The organism is Acidimicrobiia bacterium, assembly GCA_018057765.1.
Classification (GTDB): Bacteria; Actinomycetota; Acidimicrobiia; order IMCC26256; family JAGPDB01; genus JAGPDB01.
The window spans coordinates 45,271-70,994 of the sequence record JAGPDB010000006.1 but is presented as its reverse complement, the minus strand read 5'-3'; the positions used below and the strand labels follow the sequence as shown (position 1 = coordinate 70,994).

The 25,724-nt window shown below is 35.0% G+C and carries 25 protein-coding genes; 5 read left to right on the top strand and 20 right to left on the bottom strand.

Features of this window, described 5'->3' with window-relative positions; translation table 11 throughout:
- Positions 1-25 precede the first annotated feature (25 nt).
- The 4 genes from KBF89_03545 to KBF89_03530 all read left to right on the top strand — a co-directional run bounded on the left by KBF89_03545 (position 26) and on the right by KBF89_03530 (position 1,616).
- Positions 26-346, top strand: a complete 321-nt coding sequence (locus KBF89_03545; protein MBP9115397.1) for a hypothetical protein — start codon at positions 26-28, stop codon at positions 344-346.
- Positions 347-367: 21 nt separating this feature from the next.
- On the top strand, positions 368-523 hold the full coding sequence (locus tag KBF89_03540; protein ID MBP9115396.1) for a hypothetical protein: 156 nt from the start codon (positions 368-370) through the stop codon (positions 521-523).
- A 75-nt stretch (positions 524-598) separates the two neighbouring features.
- Positions 599-1,261, top strand: a complete 663-nt coding sequence (locus KBF89_03535) for an alpha/beta hydrolase (GenBank protein ID MBP9115395.1) — start codon at positions 599-601, stop codon at positions 1,259-1,261.
- Between the two features lie 88 nt (positions 1,262-1,349).
- The gene (locus KBF89_03530; GenBank protein MBP9115394.1) at positions 1,350-1,616 is read left to right on the top strand and encodes a hypothetical protein; all 267 of its coding nucleotides are present in this window, start codon (positions 1,350-1,352) and stop codon (positions 1,614-1,616) included.
- Positions 1,617-1,722: 106 nt separating this feature from the next.
- On the opposite strand, the gene dnaE is transcribed toward KBF89_03530, so the two are convergent.
- From dnaE to KBF89_03485, 9 genes are all read right to left on the bottom strand, one after another.
- Positions 1,723-5,211, bottom strand: a complete 3,489-nt coding sequence (dnaE, locus tag KBF89_03525) for a DNA polymerase III subunit alpha (protein MBP9115393.1) — start codon at positions 5,209-5,211, stop codon at positions 1,723-1,725.
- A 107-nt stretch (positions 5,212-5,318) separates the two neighbouring features.
- The gene (locus KBF89_03520; GenBank protein ID MBP9115392.1) at positions 5,319-6,242 is read right to left on the bottom strand and encodes an RluA family pseudouridine synthase; all 924 of its coding nucleotides are present in this window, start codon (positions 6,240-6,242) and stop codon (positions 5,319-5,321) included.
- 53 nt (positions 6,243-6,295) lie between these two features.
- Positions 6,296-6,805, bottom strand: coding sequence for a signal peptidase II (locus tag KBF89_03515; protein ID MBP9115391.1), 510 nt, complete (start codon positions 6,803-6,805; stop codon positions 6,296-6,298).
- A gap of 8 nt (positions 6,806-6,813) precedes the next feature.
- On the bottom strand, positions 6,814-7,518 hold the full coding sequence (locus KBF89_03510; GenBank protein ID MBP9115390.1) for a hypothetical protein: 705 nt from the start codon (positions 7,516-7,518) through the stop codon (positions 6,814-6,816).
- A 47-nt stretch (positions 7,519-7,565) separates the two neighbouring features.
- Positions 7,566-8,921, bottom strand: coding sequence for a DivIVA domain-containing protein (locus KBF89_03505; GenBank protein MBP9115389.1), 1,356 nt, complete (start codon positions 8,919-8,921; stop codon positions 7,566-7,568).
- 110 nt (positions 8,922-9,031) lie between these two features.
- Positions 9,032-9,283 carry a YggT family protein gene (locus tag KBF89_03500; protein MBP9115388.1) on the bottom strand — a complete coding sequence of 84 codons (252 nt, stop codon included), beginning with the start codon at positions 9,281-9,283 and terminating at the stop codon, positions 9,032-9,034.
- A 20-nt stretch (positions 9,284-9,303) separates the two neighbouring features.
- A complete protein-coding gene (locus KBF89_03495) occupies positions 9,304-9,858 on the bottom strand; it encodes a cell division protein SepF (GenBank protein ID MBP9115387.1) in 555 nt (184 codons plus the stop codon).
- An 89-nt stretch (positions 9,859-9,947) separates the two neighbouring features.
- Positions 9,948-10,646 carry a YggS family pyridoxal phosphate-dependent enzyme gene (locus tag KBF89_03490; protein MBP9115386.1) on the bottom strand — a complete coding sequence of 233 codons (699 nt, stop codon included), beginning with the start codon at positions 10,644-10,646 and terminating at the stop codon, positions 9,948-9,950.
- Positions 10,631-11,380 carry a laccase domain-containing protein gene (locus tag KBF89_03485; GenBank protein MBP9115385.1) on the bottom strand — a complete coding sequence of 250 codons (750 nt, stop codon included), beginning with the start codon at positions 11,378-11,380 and terminating at the stop codon, positions 10,631-10,633. The genes KBF89_03490 and KBF89_03485 overlap by 16 nt, the downstream gene beginning before the upstream one ends.
- 64 nt (positions 11,381-11,444) lie before the next feature.
- Between KBF89_03485 and KBF89_03480 the strand changes: the two genes are divergently transcribed.
- Entirely contained in the window at positions 11,445-12,107 is a 663-nt protein-coding gene (locus KBF89_03480) for an HAD family phosphatase (protein ID MBP9115384.1), read from the top strand.
- A 10-nt stretch (positions 12,108-12,117) separates the two neighbouring features.
- On the opposite strand, the gene ftsZ is transcribed toward KBF89_03480, so the two are convergent.
- The 11 genes from ftsZ to rsmH form a co-directional block, all read right to left on the bottom strand.
- Positions 12,118-13,236 carry a cell division protein FtsZ gene (gene ftsZ, locus KBF89_03475; protein ID MBP9115383.1) on the bottom strand — a complete coding sequence of 373 codons (1,119 nt, stop codon included), beginning with the start codon at positions 13,234-13,236 and terminating at the stop codon, positions 12,118-12,120.
- 173 nt (positions 13,237-13,409) lie between these two features.
- Entirely contained in the window at positions 13,410-14,393 is a 984-nt protein-coding gene (locus KBF89_03470) for a cell division protein FtsQ/DivIB (protein ID MBP9115382.1), read from the bottom strand.
- Positions 14,386-15,354, bottom strand: a complete 969-nt coding sequence (gene murB, locus KBF89_03465; GenBank protein ID MBP9115381.1) for a UDP-N-acetylmuramate dehydrogenase — start codon at positions 15,352-15,354, stop codon at positions 14,386-14,388. Before murB ends, KBF89_03470 begins: the two co-directional genes overlap by 8 nt.
- Positions 15,355-15,358: 4 nt before the next feature.
- The gene (gene murC, locus KBF89_03460; GenBank protein ID MBP9115380.1) at positions 15,359-16,780 is read right to left on the bottom strand and encodes a UDP-N-acetylmuramate--L-alanine ligase; all 1,422 of its coding nucleotides are present in this window, start codon (positions 16,778-16,780) and stop codon (positions 15,359-15,361) included.
- A 16-nt stretch (positions 16,781-16,796) separates the two neighbouring features.
- Positions 16,797-17,897 carry a UDP-N-acetylglucosamine--N-acetylmuramyl-(pentapeptide) pyrophosphoryl-undecaprenol N-acetylglucosamine transferase gene (locus tag KBF89_03455; protein MBP9115379.1) on the bottom strand — a complete coding sequence of 367 codons (1,101 nt, stop codon included), beginning with the start codon at positions 17,895-17,897 and terminating at the stop codon, positions 16,797-16,799.
- An 11-nt stretch (positions 17,898-17,908) separates the two neighbouring features.
- On the bottom strand, positions 17,909-19,150 hold the full coding sequence (gene ftsW, locus KBF89_03450; GenBank protein ID MBP9115378.1) for a putative lipid II flippase FtsW: 1,242 nt from the start codon (positions 19,148-19,150) through the stop codon (positions 17,909-17,911).
- A 70-nt stretch (positions 19,151-19,220) separates the two neighbouring features.
- Positions 19,221-20,267, bottom strand: a complete 1,047-nt coding sequence (locus KBF89_03445; protein ID MBP9115377.1) for a phospho-N-acetylmuramoyl-pentapeptide-transferase — start codon at positions 20,265-20,267, stop codon at positions 19,221-19,223.
- Positions 20,264-21,796 (bottom strand): UDP-N-acetylmuramoyl-L-alanyl-D-glutamate--2,6-diaminopimelate ligase, encoded by a 1,533-nt coding sequence (locus KBF89_03440; protein MBP9115376.1) that lies wholly within the window; start codon positions 21,794-21,796, stop codon positions 20,264-20,266. The genes KBF89_03445 and KBF89_03440 overlap by 4 nt, the downstream gene beginning before the upstream one ends.
- A 36-nt stretch (positions 21,797-21,832) precedes the next feature.
- Positions 21,833-24,007, bottom strand: a complete 2,175-nt coding sequence (locus KBF89_03435; GenBank protein ID MBP9115375.1) for a penicillin-binding protein 2 — start codon at positions 24,005-24,007, stop codon at positions 21,833-21,835.
- The gene (locus KBF89_03430) at positions 23,997-24,548 is read right to left on the bottom strand and encodes a hypothetical protein (protein MBP9115374.1); all 552 of its coding nucleotides are present in this window, start codon (positions 24,546-24,548) and stop codon (positions 23,997-23,999) included. Before KBF89_03430 ends, KBF89_03435 begins: the two co-directional genes overlap by 11 nt.
- 3 nt (positions 24,549-24,551) lie before the next feature.
- A complete protein-coding gene (rsmH, locus tag KBF89_03425; GenBank protein MBP9115373.1) occupies positions 24,552-25,553 on the bottom strand; it encodes a 16S rRNA (cytosine(1402)-N(4))-methyltransferase RsmH in 1,002 nt (333 codons plus the stop codon).
- Positions 25,554-25,724 lie beyond the last annotated feature (171 nt).

Here is a 25,724-nt window from a genome sequence, read left to right as displayed (position 1 = left end):
GAACAAGACCGAATCCCCGTGTTAGATGTTCCTATTTTTTTCCTTTGTTTCATGTGATGACAAAAATGTAAATGGCTTTAGTTGCGAAGCACCAATTGGCCCATTAAATAGGACTATTTATATTAATACTAATCATTCTGGTGTGAAAAACCATCCTGCTACTAAAGCTGCTTTAGTATTTCTATATAAAAATGGATGGTACGCCGAATTTCCTGACGAGATTATCAAACTTGGTATTGTTGATAGATCACACCTAGTAAATCACTTTGCAAAAACTGACCCAGTAATACAAATCGCGCAGTATCCACCACAGTTAGTTACAGAACGCGTATTGTCAATAGCGTGACCTATTTTTCGGGGGGAAGATATGACATTTTCATTATTATACGGTACATTAAAACATGCGAATCATGACTTAGTTATTAGTTATCGAAAACCACCTTTAATAAAATTTTTGGGTGAAATAACTTCAATTGTAACAGGCGGTAAAAGGCTAGCTAGAGATTTCAATATTCCAAATTAGTTCCATCAACCACATTTTCGTAGTACTGAAAATCCCACTGCTTTACTTCAAGGGGTGATGGGTCCAAAATGTATCATGAATACACAGCAAAAAGCTCTACGAAGTCGTGATATCGATTGCGTGAATATGGGACCTACAATAAATTTCGGTCCATTGATTGAATCTATTAAAGATTTAGAAAATGAGCTGGTTCGACTTTTTAATGAATCAGGTGGGAAGAAAATTAATTTAATCGGACATTCGCTTGGTGGTATATATGCATTGCATCTAGCAAGAAAATTTCCGGAGATGGTCGAACAAGTTATACTCCTTGGTTCTCCATCAGATGCAACACCCGAAGAACTTCGCCAAATTACACATTTAAGCGTTTTACACGATTTGATGCATCTAGTACATTCTAAATTCCACCCTGATTTTATTGATAATTGGGAAAAGGAAACGAATAAGACTGATTTACCTATGCCTGTTACTGTTTTTGTTGCAAGAGAAGATGGGATAGTAGATCCACATTGTTGTAAAATGCCAAAAAATAATAGAACTAAAGTTATTGTTTTAGATTGTAATCATTTCGATTTGATAGCATTAGATGCAATAGACCAATATATGGCAGATATTATTCTTTATGGACAAGACGTGGATCCTCCGGCTTGTGTAAAGGATCTTATAGTGCCTGATACTCACCATCTATATACTTTCACTATGCCGTCACCTTTGGCTGATTTAAAATTTGCTGTATAACTATAGTTAGCATCAACTATAGACAAACTTGTTACTGTTAGGTAGAGTATTCAGAGTTATTTGAAATTCTTTGCGGAGGGAATTAATTATGGTTGCAGTTCAGGAATACATCGAATTAGATTATAGCTTTGAAAGCACAACAAATATTGATTTAGAATTCCCTTTCCTTGAGGCAGCTGAAGGCTTTGATGGGCCGTTTAGTAACCCAACAAACTATTTTCATACTTTAGAAAAACTTCATCCCAAAGCAGCATTTATTCCAAGCTTGGAGAATACTGTATTCGAAACCCCCCTATCACACACTATGTGGACTAATAATTTTTGGGAATCTTCAGATAAATCATTTCCCGAATAAAACTTAAGAGCCTATGCTAAAGGTCCTGTGCCTCATGCCTGAATTTTCTTCTTGTTGATAACTTAACTCAAAAGGCTAGACCTTAACAATTATTAAAAGGTTGAATTTAGAAAACACAACCATCGCCAAGAGCAGAAATTAATTCAGCTCGTAATGAAGATGCTTTTGCATCTACAGTAAAGTTTGCTCCAAATCGTACGACAGTTTCTTTATCTTTATCAGTAATATGAAGAAAAACTGGAGAATCACCCACGTATCTAGAAAGAATAGTATGTAATTCGTCGGCTCTTTCTTTGGTCAAAGAATGAGCCGTAATTTTTAGACGCAGTGGTGGACCAGTGCCTTCTATTTGTAGATCAGGTTTAGTGATATCCATTGCAATAAGTTTTACGACATCATCTCGAGCATCTACTCTTGCCTGAACTAGAACAATAGAATCTTCGACAATTCGTTCAGAATATATAGCCATTGTTTTTGGAAAAACCATAACTTCAATACCCATCGACAAATCTTCTAAAACAAAGGTAGCCATTAGTTCACCTTTTTTTGTATATCGACGACTAAGCGCAGTTATCACTCCCCCGACAGTAATCATATTACCTTCTGAGGATTCCTTAGCTTGCATAACAGTTTTTTCGCTGATCGCGTTTAAAGCTTTTTCTAGACCAGCAAGAGGATGGTCGGATATATATAAACCTAACATTTCTTTTTCATATGTGAGTTTTAATGCTTTCTCGAATTCAACATCAGGAATTATCAATCTTGACGAAGCATCATTGCCTTGCTCACTAGAGATTTCACCAAACAGCGACATAATCCCTGCTTCTCGTTCACGACGACGAGATACAACATTATCGACTATCATCTCATAGACCATCAACAAACCTTTTCGAGTATGCCCAAGTGAATCAAAACCTCCAGCCTTAGCCAATGACTCAATCGTACGTTTATTTAGCGCGCCAATGTCAACACGTTCACAAAAATCGTAAAAATCTACAAACTTGCCACCATCTTCACGTGCCTGAATGATAAGTGCACTGACCCCTTCACCAACATTACGAACAGCACTCATACCAAAACGAATATAATCATCCACAACAGTAAAATCAGATTCAGACTCATTAACATCTGGTACCCGAACTTCGATCTCCATAGCACGAGCTTCTGCCAAATATATTGCGGTCTTATCTTTGTCACCCTTAGTGGAAGTCAACATTGCAGACAAAAATTCGTGAGGGTAATTTGCCTTTAAGAAAGCAGTTTGATATGCAATATATCCGTATCCAACAGAGTGTGATTTATTAAATGAATAATCGGCAAAAGGTTCGATTATATCAAACATATCTTTACCAAACTTTTCACCGTAGCCATTTGCTACGCAGCCTGCAGTAAATTTTTCGCGATGTTCAGCAATAATTTCACGTTTTTTCTTACCCATTGCTTTACGTAAATTATCTGCTTCTTCTAAAGAATAACCAGCAAGCTTTTGTGCAACACGCATCAACTGTTCTTGATATATCATTAAGCCGTATGAAGATTCGAGTATATCTTTTACATCATCATGATAATAAGTAACAGGTTTACGACCATTTTTTCGATCAGCATAATCATTATGCATATTCGCAGCCATAGGTCCAGGACGATACAGAGCAACTAGAGCAGAAACATCTTCAAAGGCTGTAGGCTTTAAAGATTTAATGAGTGTACGCATTTGTGCACCTTCAAGTTGGAATACTCCAATAGTTTGTGCGTTTTGTAATAACTCGAAAGTCTTCTCATCCTCTAAATCAACATTGTCGATGTCGCATTCAATGCCACGAACACGTTTAATTAACTTGAGAGTGATATCCATCACATCTAGGGTACGAAGACCCAAGAAATCCATCTTTAAAAGACCTAGATCGGCAACACTATTCATTTCGAATTGAGTAACAATAGGTGAATCTTCAAAAGGTTGACCAGCAACTGGCTTTCTCTGAACGGGTAAATAATCTGTTATTGGATCACGCGCTATAACAACAGCTGCGGCATGAATACCGTCTCCACGGCGAAGACCCTCTAAACCACGAGCAACATCAATAACACGTCTAGCATCAACGTCACTTTCATATAAAGATCGCAACTCAGCAGCCATCCCATAGCCTTCTTTATATTTTTCTGTCTTATCAAAACAAGCCCAAATAGGAGTATCGCGACCTAACAATAGTGGAGGCATAAGTTTTGCTATTTTGTCGCCCAGGGCATATGGGTATCCAAGAACCCTATTCGAATCCCTTGCTGCCGCTCGCGATTTAATAGTAGAAAAAGTAATAATCTGAGCAACTTTATCCCAACCATATCGTTCAGAAGAATATTTAATCATTTCACCACGGTATCGTGAGTCAAAGTCCATATCAATATCAGGCATTTCCTTGCGACCTGGGTTCAAAAATCGCTCAAAAAGTAAATCATATTTTATAGGGTCTATATCTACAATTCTTAAACAATATGCAACAACAGAACCTGCAGCTGAACCACGTCCGGGCCCAACTCGAATACCAACTCTACGAGCGTACTCGCATAGATCCCAAACAATTAAGAAATATGCGGGAAAACCCATTTCGTTAATAACACCTAATTCAAAATCGATACGTTCTTTAACTTCTTGTGCAGGATTATCACCATATCGGTATTTCATTCCATCATATACAAGTTCCTCCAAATATGCTTTCTCAGTTTTCTGATCAGGACAAGGAAAAGTTGGAAGAATAATTTTCCCAAATTCAAATGTTACATTCGCACGTTCAGCAATAAGCAAAGTATTATCACATGCACCTTCATAATCGCGAAAAAGGTGGCGCATTTGATCTGTGGTTTTCAAATAAAACTCTTCAGTCTCAAATTTAAATCGTTTAGGATCGCTCATCTGTGCTGCAGTTTGGACACACAATAATGCATCATGGCTTTGAGCATCGTGCTGATGAGTATAATGAGAATCATTAGTTGCAATCATTGGTGCACCTATTTTTCGAGAGATTTCAGCCAATGCAGGTAACACGATTTTATCTTCTTTAAGATTATGATCCATCAACTCTATAAAGAAACTATCTGTGCCAAAAATATCTTGAAAACGTGAAGCTGCTTTTAATGCCGCATCGAATTCATCTTTCATTATTAATTGGTTAACTAAGCCACCTAAACAACCAGAAGTTGCTATTAGTCCTTTTGAATATTCTTCTAATAGATCCCAGTCTGTACGTGGTTTATAATAAAAACCCTCAAGGAATGCTTTAGATGAAATTTTTACGAGATTTTTATAACCTTCATTATTTTCAGCTAAAATTGTTAAATGGTAGGTTTCCATTTCTGATCTTTTTGGACGATCAAATCTAGAACCATTTTCAAAATATGCTTCAGTACCAATAACTGGAGTTATTCCAGCTTCATTGCATTGTTTATAAAACTCAATTGCCCCATAGAGATTCCCATGATCGGTCATGCCTAAAGCAACTTGTCCATCATCTTTTGCTGCTTGTATTAATTCACCAAGCCGAGAAGCTCCATCGAGCATCGAATATTCTGTGTGAACATGCAGATGAGCGAATGATTTGGACACTATGTACTTTCTTCTAACTAAAAGAGTCTGTCCCTACATTTAACTTTATCCAAATGTGGATAAAGTCCGTGAAAGGCTAAACCTTGGATGGCACGAATCTCTAAATTCTAGTCTTTGTTTTGTAATTCTTCTAAAACTAAAGCAAGATCATCAGGTAATTTAGCAGTAAAAGTCAGCTCTTGAGTAGTTATTGGATGAACAAAACTAAGAGTTTCGGCATGAAGAAAGGTTCTTGGGCAATCTATACTTTGTCGATAACCACCATAGGTTTTATCCCCAACTATAGGATGTCCAATTGCTGCAAAATGAACACGGATTTGATGTGTACGACCCGTTTCTAGTGACACATCCATAAGTGTAACGTCTTGTATCTCAAAATATTTATTTTCACTATAATGTGTTCTAGCAAATTTTCCATCATCTCTAACAGACATTTTTGTTGCTCGAGATAAAGAACGGCCAATTGGTGCATCGATAATTCCAAATTTCGTATTTAGACGACCCCAAATTAATGCGACATACCTTCTATCTACTTCATGAGTGGTAAATAATTCTACGAACTTTTCATAACAATCTTGAGTTTTAGCAATAACTAGCAAACCCGAAGTTTCAGCATCTAAACGATGAACTATACCTGGCCTAAATTCCTGTCCAACGTCTATTATTTCTGGATAGCGGTGTAATAAAGCATTTGCTAGAGTGCCATCTAAATTACCAGCCCCTGGATGTACAACCATATATGGTTCTTTATTTACAACTAATAGATATTCATCTTCATATACTACGTCAAAAGATATATCCTCTGCTTGTATCTTTACATCAATTTTTGGTATAAATTCTAAAGATATTTTATCTCCAGGTTTTACTTTTTCGGAACGCTTCGAATTTTTAGAATTTAATAATATCTTATTTTCTTTAAATAATTCAGCTATTTGAGCACGTGATAAATGGGTTTCTAATGCTATTGCTTTATCGATTCGCATAGTTTCAATATCATCAGGTATTGAAAACACTAACTTCTCTTCGGACATTCCCATATTCTAGGCAATGACTCTCATTTTGAATGCAACGAAGAGTCTAAACTCTAGTTAAGACCTCGATTTTGTTCGTTATCATTAGATGATTCAGGAATACGTTTTGATTCTAAAAATAAAGAAATAATAGCGATTAGTACTCCGATGCTAACAAATGTATCAGCAAGATTAAATGTTGGCCATCTCAAGATAGCAATAAAATCAACTACCCTGCCTCTGCCATAATAAGGTGACCTAACAAACCTATCGATTATATTTCCAAAGGCACCAGTAATAACTAAGTTAACTGCCAAAAACATAGCCCTAGATTGACATTTTGGATAATAAAAAATAAGAAATGTTACTACCAACATTGAGATTACAGTAATAATGATTGTTGAGTTTTCGAACAGTGAGAATGCACTCCCTGAATTAAATGCCAACTCAAATCCGAGTCTAGATTTTCCAAAAAAACGTGGACTATCTATTAATTTATCTAATGCAATGTTTTTTAATATTTGATCACACAAAACACCAATAATAATTATTATAAAAAAAGATTTATGATATTTTGTAAACATTAATTATATTAGAGTCGGCGTTCACTTCGAGTTTTACAATCAAAACAAATATCAGTCCAAGGAATTGCCGAAAGTCTATCGACACTAATTCTTCTTGAACTTGGACCGCATACACCATAAGTCTTATTCTTGATTCGTTCTAAAGCAGAGTCAATTTGATCCAATGTTCTCTTTGTCTCGGCTGCAAGATACAAAGATCGTTCTCGCTCAACTGCAACAGAATCACCTTCACCAGATTCTTCATCAAATACAGTGTCACCACCTTCACGATCAGCAATTAGATCATCAGCATCTTGGAGTAGATCTTCCATTTGATTCGCATGCTTTACGCGTTCTTCAAGTAGCAAGTCTTTTAACTTAAGGAGAGTTTTTTCAGATATATTTGGCTTTTCTGATTTGACAACTATTCCTGAAACCGTACATCTAAAAGAACCATCTTGTTTTTTAGCTTTTTCTTTAACAGCTACCTTCTTTGGTGTAGCTTTAGTAGCAGTCTTTTTATTGGGAGCACTAGTAGAAGTCTTTTTAGTTACGACTTTCTTTGCCGAAGTCTTTGTAGTCGCTTTTTTTACATCTGCACGCTGATCACCTTTTTTAGCAGAAACAACATTTTGAGATGTTCTCTTTTTTGCAGCAACAGTTTTTGCAAGTGATTTTGCAGCTGGTTTCTTTGTTCCAGTTTTCTTTGTTCCAGTTTTCTTTGTGGGTGCCATTTTATACCTTGTTTATTTCTATTTAGTGTTGAAAAATATTACTTATATTACTTATCGAAAAAGTTCTTAAAAATACCGTTTGAATTTCCTTCTTTATCAGAAGATTCCCCAAGTGGAGATTCATCATTAACTGCTTCTCTTAATGAGGCAAAAAAATCATCATCATCTATTGGTTCCTTATTTTTTTTATCATCGGATAGATTTGGTTGAAAACTTACATTATCTGATTGTTCATGATCGCTATTTCCTGCAGGAGCTACCACATCAATATCTTCTTCATCTCCAGTATTTTCTTCAGTAATATTTGATGTATCAATCTGGGAATTAACGAAATCTGCAAAAGGATCAGCACTAGCACCTCCAGCTGGTTCAACGACTGAAGTACTATCAGAATTAGGAGAATCCGACATATCCTCCAATTCGATATCTGCGATTTCATTTTCCTCTACATCAATAACATCTTCAACAACTACCGTATCATCAGATTCATCTTTAGGAAGTTCAGAATGTGCGACTATCTCGCCAACAGGTACAGTCAAATTTTTTGATGCTTCTAGAATCTTTGGCATATCAGGGATGTCAGGCAATTCATCAAAACTAAAAGTTTCCCTAGATTTAAGTTTAGTCAAATCCTCTTCTACAATGGAGGTTAATTTTGCTCTATGTTCAGAATCAAAGTTTTGTAGCAATTCAATATCAGAAACCAGTTGTTCTCGTTCAGTACTCAAACGCTCTACTAGATCGACAAACTTATCAGTCTCAGCTTCATACATTTCATTAGCCTGAATTTGAGCTTTTTCAACAATTTCTGTTGCTTCAGTTCTAGCCGAAGAAACCATCTGTTGTGCTTGATCTTTTGCAAGTGTAAGTGCTAAATCTGCTTCTTCTCTAGCTGACCCTGTTAAATGTTCAGCCTCAGCTGTTGCCTGATCTACTAATTCTTTTGCAGAAGCTTGCGTCTTTAACATTAATTCGTCTGCTTCTTCTTTAGCCGTGCGCAAAGTTTCATCAGCTGTTTTTTGAGCTAAAACCAATGTCCTATTAATAAGGTCTTCTTTTTGAGCAATCTGAGCTGACATCTCATTTGCCGCTACTAGTGCAGAATCAACTTGTGTGCTTTGAGTTTCCGCTTGTATAGGTTCACCAGTTATTGCTTCATCAAATGATTGGGCAGGCTCTACAACATCGAATACTGGCTGTTGTTCTGCGTTTTGTACAATTGGAGTACCTGTATTTGTATTTTGTGCGCGTTCTAATGCTTCAAAAAGTTGTCTATTTTCTTCTATTAGTCCTTCGACAGTATCTGCTGCTCGTTCTAATAATGCGTCGACGACATCCCGATCGAAACCGAATGCTTTAGTTGGTATTTGAGCTTCACGTAGCTCACGAGGAGAGATCTTCATGGGTGGTAATAATACACCTTTCTGAGTTCAAAATAAGAACAATCATACAGAAATCTTTTATATTCTATTTTATTGCAAATAATTGCTAAATTATTTGAGTATATCCTAGCTTAAACATACGCTTGCAGTATTGTTTGCAAAATTATTATACTAAAAATAAGTATGATTCCAGAGAGATCGATCATTCCTGTCCTGGGGATTTTACTTCTGATTTTAGCTAATATTGGGCCAAAAATCCGGTCTAGTACTGTCCATATTTGATGTATGGGTCCACCGCTTTGAAGTGGAAACCAACTCAGTATAAAGTAAATAAAAAGTAAGATTTCTAAGACATTTAGAAACTGGATAACATAATAAATCATAAATAGTATCTTAGGTTATTTTATTGATACTGACTATTTTTAGAATATTGCGCTTCGCTAAGCGATACCTCGCCACTTGATGGACTCAAAAGAAAAACGTGTTCGTCAACACGTGACATTGAGCCATCTAATGCAAATGCTAAGCCTGAAGCAAAGTCAATTAGACGTCGTTGCAATTCTCTTGGCAATCCAGAGATATTCATAATTACTGGACGATTTAATTTTAAGCGCTCGCCAATCTCCTGCGCATCATTAAAACTTTTAGGCTCACATACATGAACAGAAGCTGACGCAGGAGCAGTCATTGGCATTGTTCTGATAGATGAAGGACGAGCTGGTTCACTGTTTGCAATTGTTCGAACTGATGGTTCATCATGTGTTTGTTTATTTTTTAAACTTGAAGAGCTAGGTCTTGTTGGCATCGCCGGTTGCTCACGCATTGGTCGAGTTGGAGTGCTTCGTTGTGAACGCGTATTATGATCTGTTACATCATCGTAATCGTTATCAAATCCCATAAATTCTGCGTCGTCTTCATCGTCCTGTAGACCTAATGCCACCATTGCTTTTCGCCACATTTTATGATTCCCCTTATTTACTTAATATGTCTATTTTGATAGATACTTTATCAAGACTCCATCTTAGCGCTTTTATAACACTTAGTGCATTAAAGTGCATAATTATTAGGTTTAAAAATTGCAGAACCCACACGTATCGTGGTTGCTCCGCATTCGATCGCTATTTCAAAATCGCTAGTCATCCCCATAGAGATTTCATCCAAATTGTGTTTTTTCGCAAATTCTCTAGCTTTATTAAAGTATGGACGTGGGTCTTTTTCGAATGGGGGTACTATCATTACGCCAGATAATACTATTTTTAGTTTCTCTGCAGATTTTATTAGCTCTTCAGCATTCTCGAAAGATACTCCCCCTCGAGTTTGATCATTAATCCCCGCGAGCTGGATATATATTTTTTTATGATCAGTCCTTTTACCTAGAACGTTAAGTATATTCAAATTATCTACTGATTGAATTACCTGGGATCTATTAGCTATTTTAGTTATTTTATTACTTTGTATTTGTCCTATGAAATTCCATGTTATTTCTTGATTAAAATCAATATTATTTGTTTCGAAATATTTCTGGTGCGCTTCTAATTGTTGATATCTATTCTCTCCAAATTCTCTCACACCTAAATTAAATAGATTTTTTATTGTTTCATTACTTTGATTTTTTATAACGGCGACGAAAGTTATTTCCTTTGGATCTCGGTTAACTTTTTTACATGCATCAAATATTCTTGTGCTTATAATATCTAAATTTCTTTTTATTACGTCTATAGGTATAGTTTCTATTTCGACATCCATGAAATCACACATTGCCTTCCCGTTTTCGCATCCCGTCGATATGAAAAATAATTATTATTTGAAAATGTATCAATATTTATATCCCTGAAGTTTACCTTAAACTTTTCGCATTCATATTTTATGGCTTCGGGTAAGTTAAATGCTGGCTTAGAATCATTAGTTTTTGAAACAACATGACTCCCGAGTAATTTTGAATAATTATCTAGATCATCTTGGGCATACTCATAATTTCCAGAATGAATACAAGGCCCGAGTAGTGCATATATTTCTGAGTGTTGATCTAAATTACGAATTAAATTAATGGTCTTTCCTATTATATCAAGCGAGACTGTTTTTACGCTTGCATGTACTGTTGCCGTTATATTCCCACAGGAAATAATAAGTGGCCCACAGTCTGCGACCATCACCACCAACGGAATTTCGGACAAAGTAGTTATAGATCCATCTGCTGTTGGAGGATTCAATTGATCGTAAGTTTGTTCATCGACTTGAAATATTTGATCACAATGAGTTTGGTTTAAAAATATCCATTCTTCGGGTTGAGGTAAATCAAATTTTTCTAAACTACTAAATATAGTTTTACGATTTCTTTCGACAAGATCAATTTCATCTCCAACATGTTTAGCAACATTTAAAGAATCATATGGCGATTTTGAAAAACCACCAACACGAGATGTAAAAACAACATTTGCTTTTCCACATTTTTCAAAAATAAAATTTGGGATATCCATCATTATAAGATTACTCTTTATTCGCAGCATTGAATTAATCGCCATCACGCTATGTATACTCTTCGCAATGACTAAGCTTATTATTTTTGACTGGGATGACGTATTTACCATAGGTTCTACAAGGGGCTACTATGCCTGCTACCACCAAACGCTTCTTGAAGTAGGTGTTCATTTAGATCCAAATGTCGAAGAGTCGCGTATAAAAGCCCGTTGGGGCACTACTCATGAGATTGAACTTGCTGAATTGCTCCAAGAGAGTCCAGAATTAATTGAAAGGGCATGTTTAATATATGAGAAGCATCTTTTTGGTGATACATTTTTAAATGCCCTTACTACACTTCCAGGAATTCAAGATTTCATAAACAATCTTGCTAAAAAATATAAACTAGCAATAGCTTCAGGCATCCATCCTAAATTATTAAAAGAATATATATTCCCAAGATTCAAGATCCCCAATGCCTTTAGTAAAATTGTTACTTCTTACGATTTAAAAGACATGAATGAATCAAAACCAAATCCATTGATGGTTAATATGATACTTAATGACTTAAATATAAAGCCAGAAGATGCTGTTTTAGTAGGTGACGCAAAAAATGATGTTATGATGGCAAAAAATGCTGGAATTAAACCAATTGTCGTGCTATCTGGCCACTTAGATAGAAGAGAAGCAATTAACTTAGGTGTTACTTCCATTATTGCCGACGTCACCAAATTAAATGACGTCTTATAACATTAAAAACCTATTTTAGAAATTCAGGTACGTCGAATTCGTCTTCTTCTATTGTCTCATTTTCTAATGAAACAAGGTCTATAGAATCGGCACGCGAATTAGAGTAAGAATCTCCACCACCAAGATTACGTTCTGTTTCGGCTAGTCCCAATGAGGAGGTTGTATCTTTAAGAGTTCGTTCGAAACGATCAAAACCAGCAGCAATAACAGTTACACGAACTTCATCACCGAGAGTATCGTCTACAACAGTACCGAAAATAATATTTGCATCAGGGTGTGCACTTTGAGCAATAATTTCTGCAGCTTCATTAATTTCATGCAAACCTAAGTCTGAAGGTCCTGCAATAGAAAGTAATATTCCCCTAGCTCCATCTATTGATGCTTCTAACAATGGAGAAGATATAGCGGATCTCGCAGCAGCAATCGCGCGACCTTCACCTGATGCGAAACCAATACCCATTAATGCTGAACCAGCATTTGTCATAACCATTTTAACGTCAGCAAAGTCTGTATTAATCAGACCTGTTTCAGTTATAAGATCTGTAATACCTTGTACTCCTTGTAGAAGAACTTCATCAGCCATTTTAAATGCATTTAGCATTGTTGTTTTCTCGTCACTAACTTGAAGTAAACGATCGTTAGGGATGACAATAAGGGTATCAACTTTTTCTTTAAGTTCTGCTATACCTGCTTCAGCTTGTACTGAACGACGACGGCCTTCGAATCCAAAAGGACGAGTTACTACACCAATGGTTAAAGCACCTAGAGATTTAGCAATTTCTGCAACTACTGGTGCTGAACCAGTACCGGTACCTCCACCTTCACCTGCTGTAATAAAGACCATGTCAGCGCCCATAAGCACTTCTTCTATTTCGTTTCGGTGGTCGTCAGCAGCTTTTTTACCAATTTCGGGATCGGAGCCAGCACCGAGACCACGTGTAAGTTCACGACCAATATCTAAACGTACATCAGCATCGCTTTGCATTAAAGCCTGAGCATCAGTATTTATTGCAATAAATTCAACACCTTTGAGTCCAGCATCGATCATACGGTTGACAGCATTACAGCCACCTCCACCAGATCCAACGACTTTAATAACCGCTAAGTAATTTTGTGGTGAACTTACCATTTGATATTCCTCTCGTTAATGTCTCTTAGACATTAGATTTCAGTTTGAACCATAATCGTGTGCGTTTATGACTACCGAAAAAATCGTAAGTATATAATAGTCTTTTTAGTTCAGATCGGTCAATTTCCATTATCTATACCTAATGTAGAGGTTTACAGTATTTAGACCTTAACTTAAACTTTAGATGCACTTGAGACCGGCAAGGAAGGCACTGAGACATCAATATATCCTAGATCAGAGCGGTTTTTAGTCAAAATGATCGACCAAGCAATTGCCATTTTCTCTTTTAACAAGGAAGTATCTCCTAGATTTAAAACTATCCCATCTGTCAAAGTCACAAAATACTTACTATCCTTTTTTTCAACATAAGCTATCTGATTCTTTAATTCCTTTGGAGTACTTTTTACTATTTCAATATAATTTTTATCTGGTATTTTTTTAGAAAAAGTTATTTCATCAAAACCTTTAAATACAGGAAGGCCTTGTTGGAACTCATTAACTTTTTCATAAATAACATTTTCATCATCAACTAACACATATCCTTTATTTGTTTTTATTGTTGCAATGGGCACACGATGTGTAACAATAACTTTCAACGTTGACGGCCATTTCTTTTTATATGAGATATTTTTTATAAAGTTTAAACTTCCAACTTTGGTATTGCTTTTTTTAAAGTTGCTTCTATAAATTTGTTGACCTTTAACCGACGATAAAGATTTATTAAGTATTGTTAATTCTGCTGATGTTAAGGATGTTATATTTTTTGTTTGAACTATTTGAACTTTATCAATAGTAAAAATAGGACTTTCTAAAAGAATAATTATTGACACCAAAAAGACAGCGATTCCGCCAATTATATATAGCTTTATTTTTCTTTTATTTAGCTTTATAGCTCTAAACTGAGCTTTGCGCTTAGCTACAAAATCAGTTACTAAGTTAGATTCTTGCTCTACGTTCTCATTTGGGTCAATATAATCGCCCTCTTCGTCGAATTTAGGACTCTTGGCTGGTTTGTATGACTCATTGACAGCGCTAGAACTTTCTTTCACCGCTATGCGAGTTACAGAAAGTTCAGCACTATCAAATTTTTCTAGATCTATAGTTTCTTCATCATCATCAATAAGAGCGTAAGTTATAGATTCTTCAACTTCATCCATTTTGTTTAAATCCTATATACCGAACTTCGTTAATAAGTTCGACACCTGTTTGTATCTTGACACTATTGCGAACATATTCTATTAGTTCGACAACATCTTGTGCTTTTGTATTCTCATCCGCTTGTATAAAATTAGCATGTTTTTCAGAAACATATGCTCCACCAATACGAAAACCCTTTAAAGAACATTTTTCTATTAGTTCGCCGGCTGAAATATCGTAACTGTTTTGAAATACTGAACCAATGTTACGTCCTCCTGGCTGATTCTCTCTTCTCCATTTTACAATATTATCTAATTCTTTTTTATATTTATTATTGATCCCTTTTTCACAATTATATGTTGCCATATATATTAAATCTGTAGATTTAAATATACTGTGTCTATATGAAAAATCACATTCGCTATTTGAATAGTTTTTAATATTTCCTGTAGTTAACGATAAAACTTTTACAGAATCTAGGACATCACTCGTTTGTTTTCCGTGTCCCCCAGCATTCATTGCTACAGCTCCACCAACGCTACCTGGAATACCGACATAGAAACCACATCCGAATATCCCGTTAGAAACTGTAGTACGTGCAAATTTGGGTAATAATTCACCTGCACCAACTTGTACTTTTATATCAGTGGCTTGATTTTCTGTATCTAAATTATCTGAAACATGTGCCAGCTCTCCACCTAATTTAAATGTTAAACCATCAAAGCCGCCATCTGAAACTATTACATTTGAACCATTTCCCAAAATAAATACGTCTTTAGCCAAGATCTTACCGACATATTTTTCCGAAATTCTTTTTGAAAGTAATTTGATTTCTAATTCAGATTTTAAAAATACGAGATATTTTAGTGCACCACCTAATCTGTATGTCGTTAGATTAGATGCGAAAATATCGCGTCTAACTTCAATACCATCCTCTTCTAAAATGCAGACTAACTTTTCAAGAACAGAATCTAGTGACATATTTCTAATCCTGGCTCTTAAGTGATTCGAAATTTTTTAAAGCAGCAATGATATCGTCGGGGTAAGTGGTAATATCGCCGGCACCAAGAGTAAGAACAATATCGTTCTCGTTAGCATTATTTAAAACGAAACCTATAACATCTTCTTTATGTGGTGCGAAAAAGACATTTGAATAGCCATTAGATTTCATTTCATTAACAATGTTTTCTCCACTAATTCCTATGCGTACTGACTCACCTGCATCATATATCTGTGTGACACAAACTATGTCGGCCTTTTCTAATGATTTTGCGAATTCCCTGTAAAGCTCTTGTGTTCTAGAAAATCTATGAGGTTGAAATATCGCTATAACCTTATTGAATCTACCATCATGTGCAGCATTTAATGTAACTTCAATTTCTGTAGGCAAATGTGCGTAGTCATCAATTAAAGTTATTCCATTAATCTTACCCCGTGGTTGGAATCTTCTTGCTACTCCTCCATATATTGCAAGTGCAGCAATTGCGGTATCGATCGCTACACCAAATTCAACCATTAATGCTATTGCACAAAGTGCATTTCTAACATTATGTTCACCAGGAACAGCAAGTTTAAGTATTCCTTTTAATTCTGCTCCAAAATATATTTCTGCATCAATACCAGCTGAATCACGACCAATAATATTGTATGTATATTGTGCATCGTTATTACCTATGGTAATAATATTTTTAATTTCAGCACAATTATCTGCTACATCTCTAGCATTTATTTCATCTACACAAATAACAACTGGTCCATTAGTATTTTTCACAAAAGTTTCAAAACTATTTTTTAACGAATCAAATGAATTATTATAATTTTCTAAATGGTCGCACTCTATATTCGTAACTATAGATCCAACAAGGCTTAATTCTAAAAAAGTTTTATCACTCTCGTCTGCTTCCACGATAAGATACGAACCATCATTGTATTGCGAATTAGTACCAATTTCATTGAGATCGCCACCAATCATAAAGCTAGGAGACATTTCGGCATAACGTGCGATTGTAGTCACCATAGAAGTTGTAGTAGTTTTACCGTGACTTCCAGCAATGCCAATAGACTTTTCACTATGACATATAGCGCTTAATATATCTGCTCGAGAATATACGGGTATACCTTTTTCCTTTGCACGTATAATTTCGACGTTATCAGTTCCAATAGCACTAGAAATAACTACTAAGTCGATAACATCAGAAACGGCATTAGCAAGATGAGGTACACTAACAGTTATACCTTGAGTAATTAATCTCTCAGTAACCTTAGATTCTTTAAGATCGGAACCAGAAATTATTTTACCTTTCGCTTTTAAAATATGCGCAATCGCACTCATCCCGGCACCACCGATACCAACAATATGGATATTTTGATTATTATTCGAAGTTAGATCAATATTTACAGGTTTCATTTATTCTCAATTCTAATCATAGATAGTTATTAATTAAATATTTAGCAATATTTAAATTTGCCGACAAATGAATGCTATTAGTGTTAATCTCGCCTCTATCTCTATTATTAGTAATTCTCTCTTCTATAGCTTTAAATAATGTTTCTCCATTTAGCGCGCTTTCTTTTAGTATCAAGCCTTTGCCTGACAATATAAGACTGTTTGCATTTTTACTTTGATGATCACCTGGAGCGATTTGTAATGGTATTAGGATACACTGAGCATTTGATATTTCTATTTCTACACAAGTCCCTGCACCAGCCCTTGAAACTATAACATCACTTTTTAACATTAACTCGAATAATTTATTAGTAAAAGCACTTATCGAAATATCTAATTCTTTACCACCAATAGCTTTATATACATTTTCAAAATTAGTTTCACCAGTGAAGAGTGTTATTTTCCAATCTTTAGGAATTTTATGATTCTGCAACATTTCTATAACCGCAGTATTAATACAACGTGCTCCTAATGAACCCCCAAAAATTAAAATATCAGAACTATTCGTACTATTATCTTTTTCAATATTTTTATTATTTATCTTTTCTATAACTTCACTTCGTAAGGGCAATCCTAGATTTATTGCATTTTGATTAATACCTTCTGTATTTTTAAATGTTGTTATAACAGTTGCACCTAATTTCTGAGCAATTGTATTTATACGACCAAGAACAGAATTTTGTTCATGTATAACAATTTTCTTACGCAGTATAGTTGCACTTATTATCGCTGGGAAAGAAGCAAATCCCCCTACCCCAATAACGACGACTGGCTTTATCTTGATCATCAGAAAGAGGGATTTGAAAATTGCAACTACTAGCCCAATTGTGTTAATTATATTCTTAAATAAATTTTTAACCGACTTAATTTTATTAACTCCACGGCCAGGAAATAGAAATATTTTATACCCACTTTTTGGAACGATAGTTTTTTCCAAGGTATATTTTGAACCAAAAAAAGATATTCTATCTATATCAATCCCACTTTTGACCAAAGCATCGGCAATAGAAAGAGCAGGAAAAATATGACCCCCACTACCCCCACCTGCAATAATGACATTTTTATTTTCGGAATTCATAATAGAAATAACTATGCTTTAGAATTTCGTGCAATATTTGCCAAAATACCTGCAGCACCTAATGAAATGAGTAAAGAAGAACCTCCAAAACTAACAAAAGGTAAAGTTATACCAGATACAGGTAAAAGTCCAATTACGGCCATTAGGTTTATTATTGCTTGTCCACCAATCCAAGCAATAATCCCAGTTGCCATTAAGGCAGCAAACCTATTGTCACAACTCAAAACAATTTTAATACCTAATAGTATGAACGCTACAAAGAGGCCTACGACCATAAGTGTTCCTACCAGACCTAACTCCTCACCAATTATTGAAAAGATGAAGTCAGTATGTGCATTAGGCAGAAATAACCATTTAGCCTTGCCTGCTCCTAAACCTACACCCGTTGTTTTGCCACTACCCAATGCGATCAAACTTTGAACAATTTGATAACCAGTATTGCTTTTATCTTTAAATGGATCGGTGAAAGTAAGTATTCTTTGTATTCGATATGGTTGAAAAAATACCGTTATTACCAATATTGCAACAGCTGGAATTGCCAATTTACCTAAAAAGTTCATTGGTATACCAGACATAAGCATTATTGATGAAACAATCATTACAAGTACTACAGATGAATCGTAATCGGGTTCAATAAAAACAAAAAATAGAAATATTGAACTAGTTAAAACTATAGGAAAAATAATTTGTTTAAAATTTCCCATAAGGTTTTTTTTACGGGTTAAAAAGTCTGCTGTAAAGATGACTAAAGCAATTTTTGCGTATTCGCTAGGTTGGAATCTCCAAGAACTAAAGCCTAACCATCGCTTTGAACCATAAGCTTCAATTCCAATTCCGGGTATAAGAACTAAGATCAAGAGAAAAATACTTGAAAACACAATGGGTTTAGTCATCCTTTGCCAAAATGTATAAGGGATACGCGACATAACTAAAAACGCAACTGCACCCAGTATCAGCCAAATAACTTGACGTTGAAAAAAGAACCATGCAGAACCATAATTAGCTATAGCTGCTACCGACGAAGCACTCAGAACCATTACTGCACCTATGATACATAAAACTGAAATAATTGCTGTCAATAATACGAAGTTGGCATTTCTTGGTGGCTTAGCTAGATTAGAATTTCTAAAAATAAATAATATTTGACGGAGTGAAAAACCATCGACCTTTTTATCATTAGATTTTTTAGATATTTTTTCAGAGCTTTTTACTATTGATTTATTTCTGGTCTTTCCCGGGGTTTTAACTACCATGATACATATAATTCTAATTGGTTTTTTAGTCTGATAAGTGCAGTTCTGAAATTAATTAATGAAAAATTTACTAATTTAACAGTGTCACGTAGTCTGCATAGAAAAACCCTAAACCTATTGCAACACATGCACCCGAAAAAAGCCAAAAGCGTACAATTACTGTAGTTTCAGGCCAACCTAGCACTTCAAAATGATGGTGAATAGGTGCCATCTTTAAGATACGTTTTTTAAATCCCCTATAAGAAATTATTTGGGCAATAACACTTAATGTTTCTACTACATAGATCCCACCTAGGAACACAAGTAATAATTCCGTTTTTGTGACAATAGCGAAAGCAGCTAAAGCCCCACCGAGCGCTAAAGATCCGACATCGCCCATAAATATTTGAGCGGGAGCAGCATTCCACCATAAAAATCCCGCAGATGCTCCAACTATTGAAACTGCCAAAACACTTAAGTCCAACGCATTTTGAGAATAACCCAATGATCCTAAACTATAGAGATCTGGATGACGAAATTGCCAGAATGTGATAATTGCATATGCCGAAAAAACTAAAGTTGAACTACCCGAAGCTAAACCGTCAAGACCATCAGTTATATTTACAGCATTAGCAGCACCGATAACAATTACTATACATATAATGAGAAAGAGCCATTTAGGTAATCCATGAGTTACTGGTCTAGCAAATGATAATTCCGTAGAAACATTCACCCAATTAATTGCTAAATATGAAAAGATAGATGCAATAATTACTTGTCCTATAATTTTTCCGCGTTTGCGCAAACCCATATTCCGCTTTTTAATGATCGATAAATAATCATCGATCAATCCGACTCCTGCCATTGCAATAAAGACGCCAAGGACTAAAAGTGCTGAACGTCCAAATACAAAACCTAAACGAAAATGCGATACAAAGTAACCTAACGCAACTGCCAATATGATTGCTATGCCTCCCATTGTTGGTGTACCGGCTTTGAGTATATGCGGATGAACAATGGGGCCATCATCTCTAATAAATTGGCCAGCGCCTTTAGATTTAACAATTTTGATGATGACAGGCGTAGAAAATGCTGATACAACAAATGAAAGACTTACAGCAATTAGAAGTGCAATCATTTACTTTCCTTTTTTAATATCTCGGTGACTGAATTCACATCAGAAAAATCGTGTTTACCATCAGCAAATTCCTGATAGTTCTCATGACCTTTCCCTGCAATAAGAATACAATCATTTACAGTTGCTTTTAACAGTGCATATTCTATCGCTTTATAACGGTCTAAAATTACCATTGTTCTATCTTTATGGTCATTTGATATTCCTTCTAGAATTCCATCAGCTATTTTTTGTGGGTCTTCACTTCTAGGATTATCATTCGTAATTATTATAAAATCAGAATTTTCGCTTGCTATTTTTCCCATAATTGAACGTTTTTCAACATCTCTATCTCCTCCACAACCAAATATCGTAATTAGCTTATTTGATAATGGTTTAAGTACAAATATAGATCGCTCTAATGCATCTGGCGTATGTGCATAGTCAATAAATATCTCAAATCCACCTTTTACATTTAATATTCTTTCAAGACGTCCTGGTATATTAATTTGTTGACACAGAGCATTTAATATATCTTCAAATAGTAAACCGCCAAAAATTGCTAGGCCTATTGATACTGCGATATTTTCAATATTATAACTACCTATTAGCGAAGTCTTAATATTTTGACTATGTATATTTTTATCTTTGTCAATATACGTTACTTGTATTTCGCTTCCAGTTAGAGATGTTGACATAGTTTCTATATAGACATCAGCATTTGGGTTCTTTGTCGATACCAATATTAAGTTCATTCCATTTTTTTTTGCAATTTCAATAAGTTGTTGGCTATATTTTCCTTTATCGTCAATATTTATGACTCCATTTTTAGAATATACCCCATTGAATAATTCTGCTTTTGCATTAAAGTAATTTTCGAAATTGAGATGATAGTCAAGATGATCTTGTGTTAAATTCGTAAAAGCTACAGCATCAAAATTTGTACCTAAAACTCTATATTGATCTAGAGCATGGCTTGATACCTCCATTGCTACAGCATCTATATTTTCTTTAACCAACTTATTAAAAAGTGATTGCAATATTATGGCATCAGGTGTTGTTTGTGATGCTAGCTGCTTGTTACCATCGATATAAATACCAGTAGTTCCAATTATTGCATTCTTTTTCTTTGTAAAACTATATATGGAATTTAGAATATATGTAATTGTTGTCTTACCATTAGTTCCTGTAACACCTGCTATTGCTATTTTATTACTAGGATTTTCTTCCATAATAGAACTTGCTGGACCTAAAATAGCTCTTGCATTCTTAACAATCAGATCAGGTACAGATGCTAATTCTGTTTTTGAATACGTACCAATACAAAAGACCGCACCGTTTTTTCTAGCATCATTAATATATTTATGGCCATCATTTATTGTCCCATCTATAGCTACAAAAATAGCACCAGGTATTACGTCATTACTTTTACAAGTAATAGAGGTAATCTCTGTTTCCAGGATAGACAAATCAGCATTTGATACATATTTTTGAATGCCGCCAATTATATTTTCATAATATAATAAGGATTCGAGTATTTTTATAAGTTTCACAGTTTTTTTATTCTAATGCGCTCAACACTAAATCAATTAATCATTTTGTATATTACTATCTTGATTTGGTTTAGTAATTGGTTTAACCAAAGGTAGTGTACTTACTGTATTGCTCTGATTGATTGGAGTTGTAGTAATAGTATTTGTAATACTCAAACCTTGATTAGGCCTATCTGGTGTTACGCCAACAACTCTAAGGGCTGAACTCATAAGCCTAGAGAATACGGGAGCTGCAACTGTTCCACCATAAATTTGGCCCTCTGGCTCATCGAGAATAACAATTATTGCTATACGTGGATTTGATGCAGGAGCAAACCCAGCGAAAGATGCAATATGTTTATTAGCCGTATATGGAGCTTTACGAGCTGTACCTGTTTTACCAGCAACGCTATAACCTGGAACAGCCGCTTTTGTCCCCGTACCATTTTCAACTACACCTATAAGCATAGAAATTAATTGTGATGAAGTCTGTTTAGAAATAACTTGAGTTTGACCAGTAGTTTTCAATTCTTTATTATTACCTTTTTCATCAACAACAGATTTCACTAATTTCGGATCTAGTTTTAGTCCTCCGTTAGCAATTGTCATATAAACACTCAACATTTGTATTGGTGTAACAGCTATACCGTTACCTGTGGGGATGGTCGCAATAGAAGTATCAGACCAATTTTTTTTGTCTAACAATATACCTGGTGCTTCTCCAGGAAAATCTAATGCAGTTTTCTTGCCATAACCGAATGCTCGTAGGTAGGAATCTATTCGTGTTCTTTGTAATTTAGAGGCAATCATGATCGTACCGACATTAGAAGATTCTCTTAGTATGTCGCCTGCATTCCAAATAGCTGGAGCATGAGTTTCTGCATCTGGAAAATTCTGTTTATCAAAAACTATATTATCTGGAACACTGTAGGTTGTAGAAGGTGAAATAATCTTTGTTTCCAATGCCCCAGCTATTGTTATAACTTTGTTTGTTGAACCCGGCTCATACACATCAGCAACTGCATGATTAACATCACTTGCAGGTGCAGGAACAGGCTTTTTTGGTCCTCCAACTATTGATACCATTGAAAGTATTTCTCCAGAGTGGACATCCGCGATAATTGCCGTTCCACCTTTAGAGTGTGTTGATAAAACTTCTTCTTGTACAATTCTTTCTGATTCAAACTGCAACCCTTGATCGATAGTTAATGAAATATCTTGTCCTGGAATTTCTTGTTTGACTTTTTTATTGTCTCTTGAAATTTCTCGACCTTGTCGGTCTCTTTCAATTATTTCAGAACCGTTTTTTCCACTAAGTTTCGTATTATATTTATATTCAATACCACCAAGGCCATTCAAATCTTCTCCGACGAATCCAACAAGATTCGAAGCAGTATCTCCAGCTGGATATTCTCTCTTTGAACTTTTAGTAACAATTATACCTGGTAATGTTTTTGCTTGTATTCGTTTTGCAGTTGGTTCATCTACCTTTTTTGCAACAAACGCAAACCGAGATTTTTTGTTTTTTAACTCTTTTGTTAATTTTGTTTCATCAAAAATTGTCAATTTACTCAAATCGCTTAATAGCGCATCTTCATCTTTGACCAAGGATGGGTCGACTGTAATATCCCATGATGGCTCACTGACAGCCAATACATTCCCATTTCTATCTGTTATTGTTCCTCTTTCTGGAACCACTATGCGAGAATAAGTTCTTTGTGCTAATCCTAAATCTGTGTATTTATCAGCATTTAAATATTGGATATCTACCAACTTTAGAGATACAGCAAACAATGGGATAATCATGATTATCCCAAGCAATGTAGCTCGTCTCTTTGGATTCCAAATTACAGGATTCGCATTTTTTTTCTTTCCTAGTTGAGACCTTTGAATATTTTTTTGGTTATTAGTTTTTTTATTGTCCTTATTTCGGTTACTATTTTTTGCGGGCCTTACTTGATTATCATTAAATGCAGATTTAAGATAGTAAACATTTGCTTTTGCACCAGACTTGACTCTAGATCTTATTTTTGAAGCATTGCTTTCAACTGTTTTTCGTGATTTTATATTATTAGTTCTGTTAGCGATTGGAGTTACATTCGAAGGGTTAACACTAACTTTAGAATATCTTGGTGTGATTCTAGCGCGACGCGCCCTATTATACATTTGGCCTTCATCGAGATCTTTCATAGCCCGATCAATATTTTCATTAGTCGCTTGATTACGAGCCATTTAGTATCACTTTCAATTCCGAATTTAATTGATCTTTATTAATATCGCTTCTCAATTCAGTTTTAAATGGAATGTTTATCGTTGTAAATTTATTGGGTTGAATCAAACCTAAAAATGCAGCGCGTCTGTTTATTCTATCTGGTGATTTCAACGTAGCGATGTCTTTACGAATTTTTCTATATTGAATTATCTCATTCTTCTGATTTTCTCTTATTTCATTAATTTTGATTTGTTTACTAGCAATAATTGTTTGTATTCCAACTACTGCAACTAGTGAAAAAACAACTGCTAATGCAAAAAGTCTCATTATCCCTATAAACGATTTTTCTTTTTTTATATCATTTTTTTCTACAAGTCTTGGTTTACGTGATGGAAGTTTAGCGGTTTTGCCAGATTCAAAATGTCGAAGCCTGGTATCATTTGCGATTGATCTTGTGCTCGAGGATAACGCTTTTGTAGCTTGTTCAAGACGCTTCTTGTTGTATTCAATAAGCCCATGATCTGGGTTTAATTTTTTTAATGCTGCGGATCTTGTCGCCATAATTTACATTCCGCTCGCATGGTTAAAGTCTGTATTTTCTTCTCGTTGAACTACTCTTAGCTTTGCACTTTTAGAACGTCTGTTAATTTCTAGTTCATCTTTACTTGGTTTTTTTGGTGTTCTTGTTGTAGGTATTAGCCTTAATACTTCACCTTCAAACTGGTTTATGTTTACATCTTCAATTGTGGGAATTAAGCGACCATCTTTTGTTGATTTTTCTTTATGGAAATATTTTGAAAATATACTTTTAACAATTTTGTCTTCACCGCTATGATAAGAAAGCACTAAAACTCTTCCTCCTGGAGCTAATAGGTGGACTGATTCTTCTAAAGCTGTTTCTAATTGATCTAGTTCTGCATTAACTTCTATTCTTAAAGCTTGAAAAGTTCTTTTTGCTGGATGTGTGAGTCTTTGAAATTTATGTGGAATAGCTAATCTGATTATTTCTATTAGTTCTCCTGAAGTCATAATTGGTCTATTTTCAACAATCTTTTTTGCTATTTTTCTTGCAAATTTTTCATCACCATTTTTTTGAATAATCTTTGCTAATTCATCCTCACTATATTCATTAACAATAATTTCAGCAGTTAATTGTTGTCTTGAGTCCATGCGCATATCCAAAGGAGCATCTTGGACACGGTATGTAAATCCACGTTCTTTTTTATCAAGTTGATGGCTTGATACACCTAAATCAAATAACACTACTGATACCTTCCCCTCTAAATTCCGTTTGCGTATTTCTTTGCCTATATCAGCAAATCCAGTATGAATAATTTCAAATCGATCTTTAAAGTCATTAAGGTTTTCTAATGCAGCTTTAATGGCTTGTTCATCTCTATCAAAACATATGAGTTTGTCATTGGGTCTTGCTTTTAATAAAAGTTTGGAGTGCCCTCCCCCTCCAAGTGTTGCATCTATCATTACCCCTGAAACAGAAACATCTTTTGCATATTTAATAATTTCATCTGCCATTACTGGTATATGTTTAAAATTATCAGTCGACAAAACAACTCTTTCTTCTTACTGTTGATGCTTTAAATCTTCGATTTAAATTTATTCACACTAGATCTGCCAGGAGTCCCCGTTAGTTAAATAAAGCGTTCGGTTTTCTCTCCGAAACTTAAGAGATAGAAGCGGGCGGAGTTGGGGCTTCGATCTTAACTTTACGGGGACTGC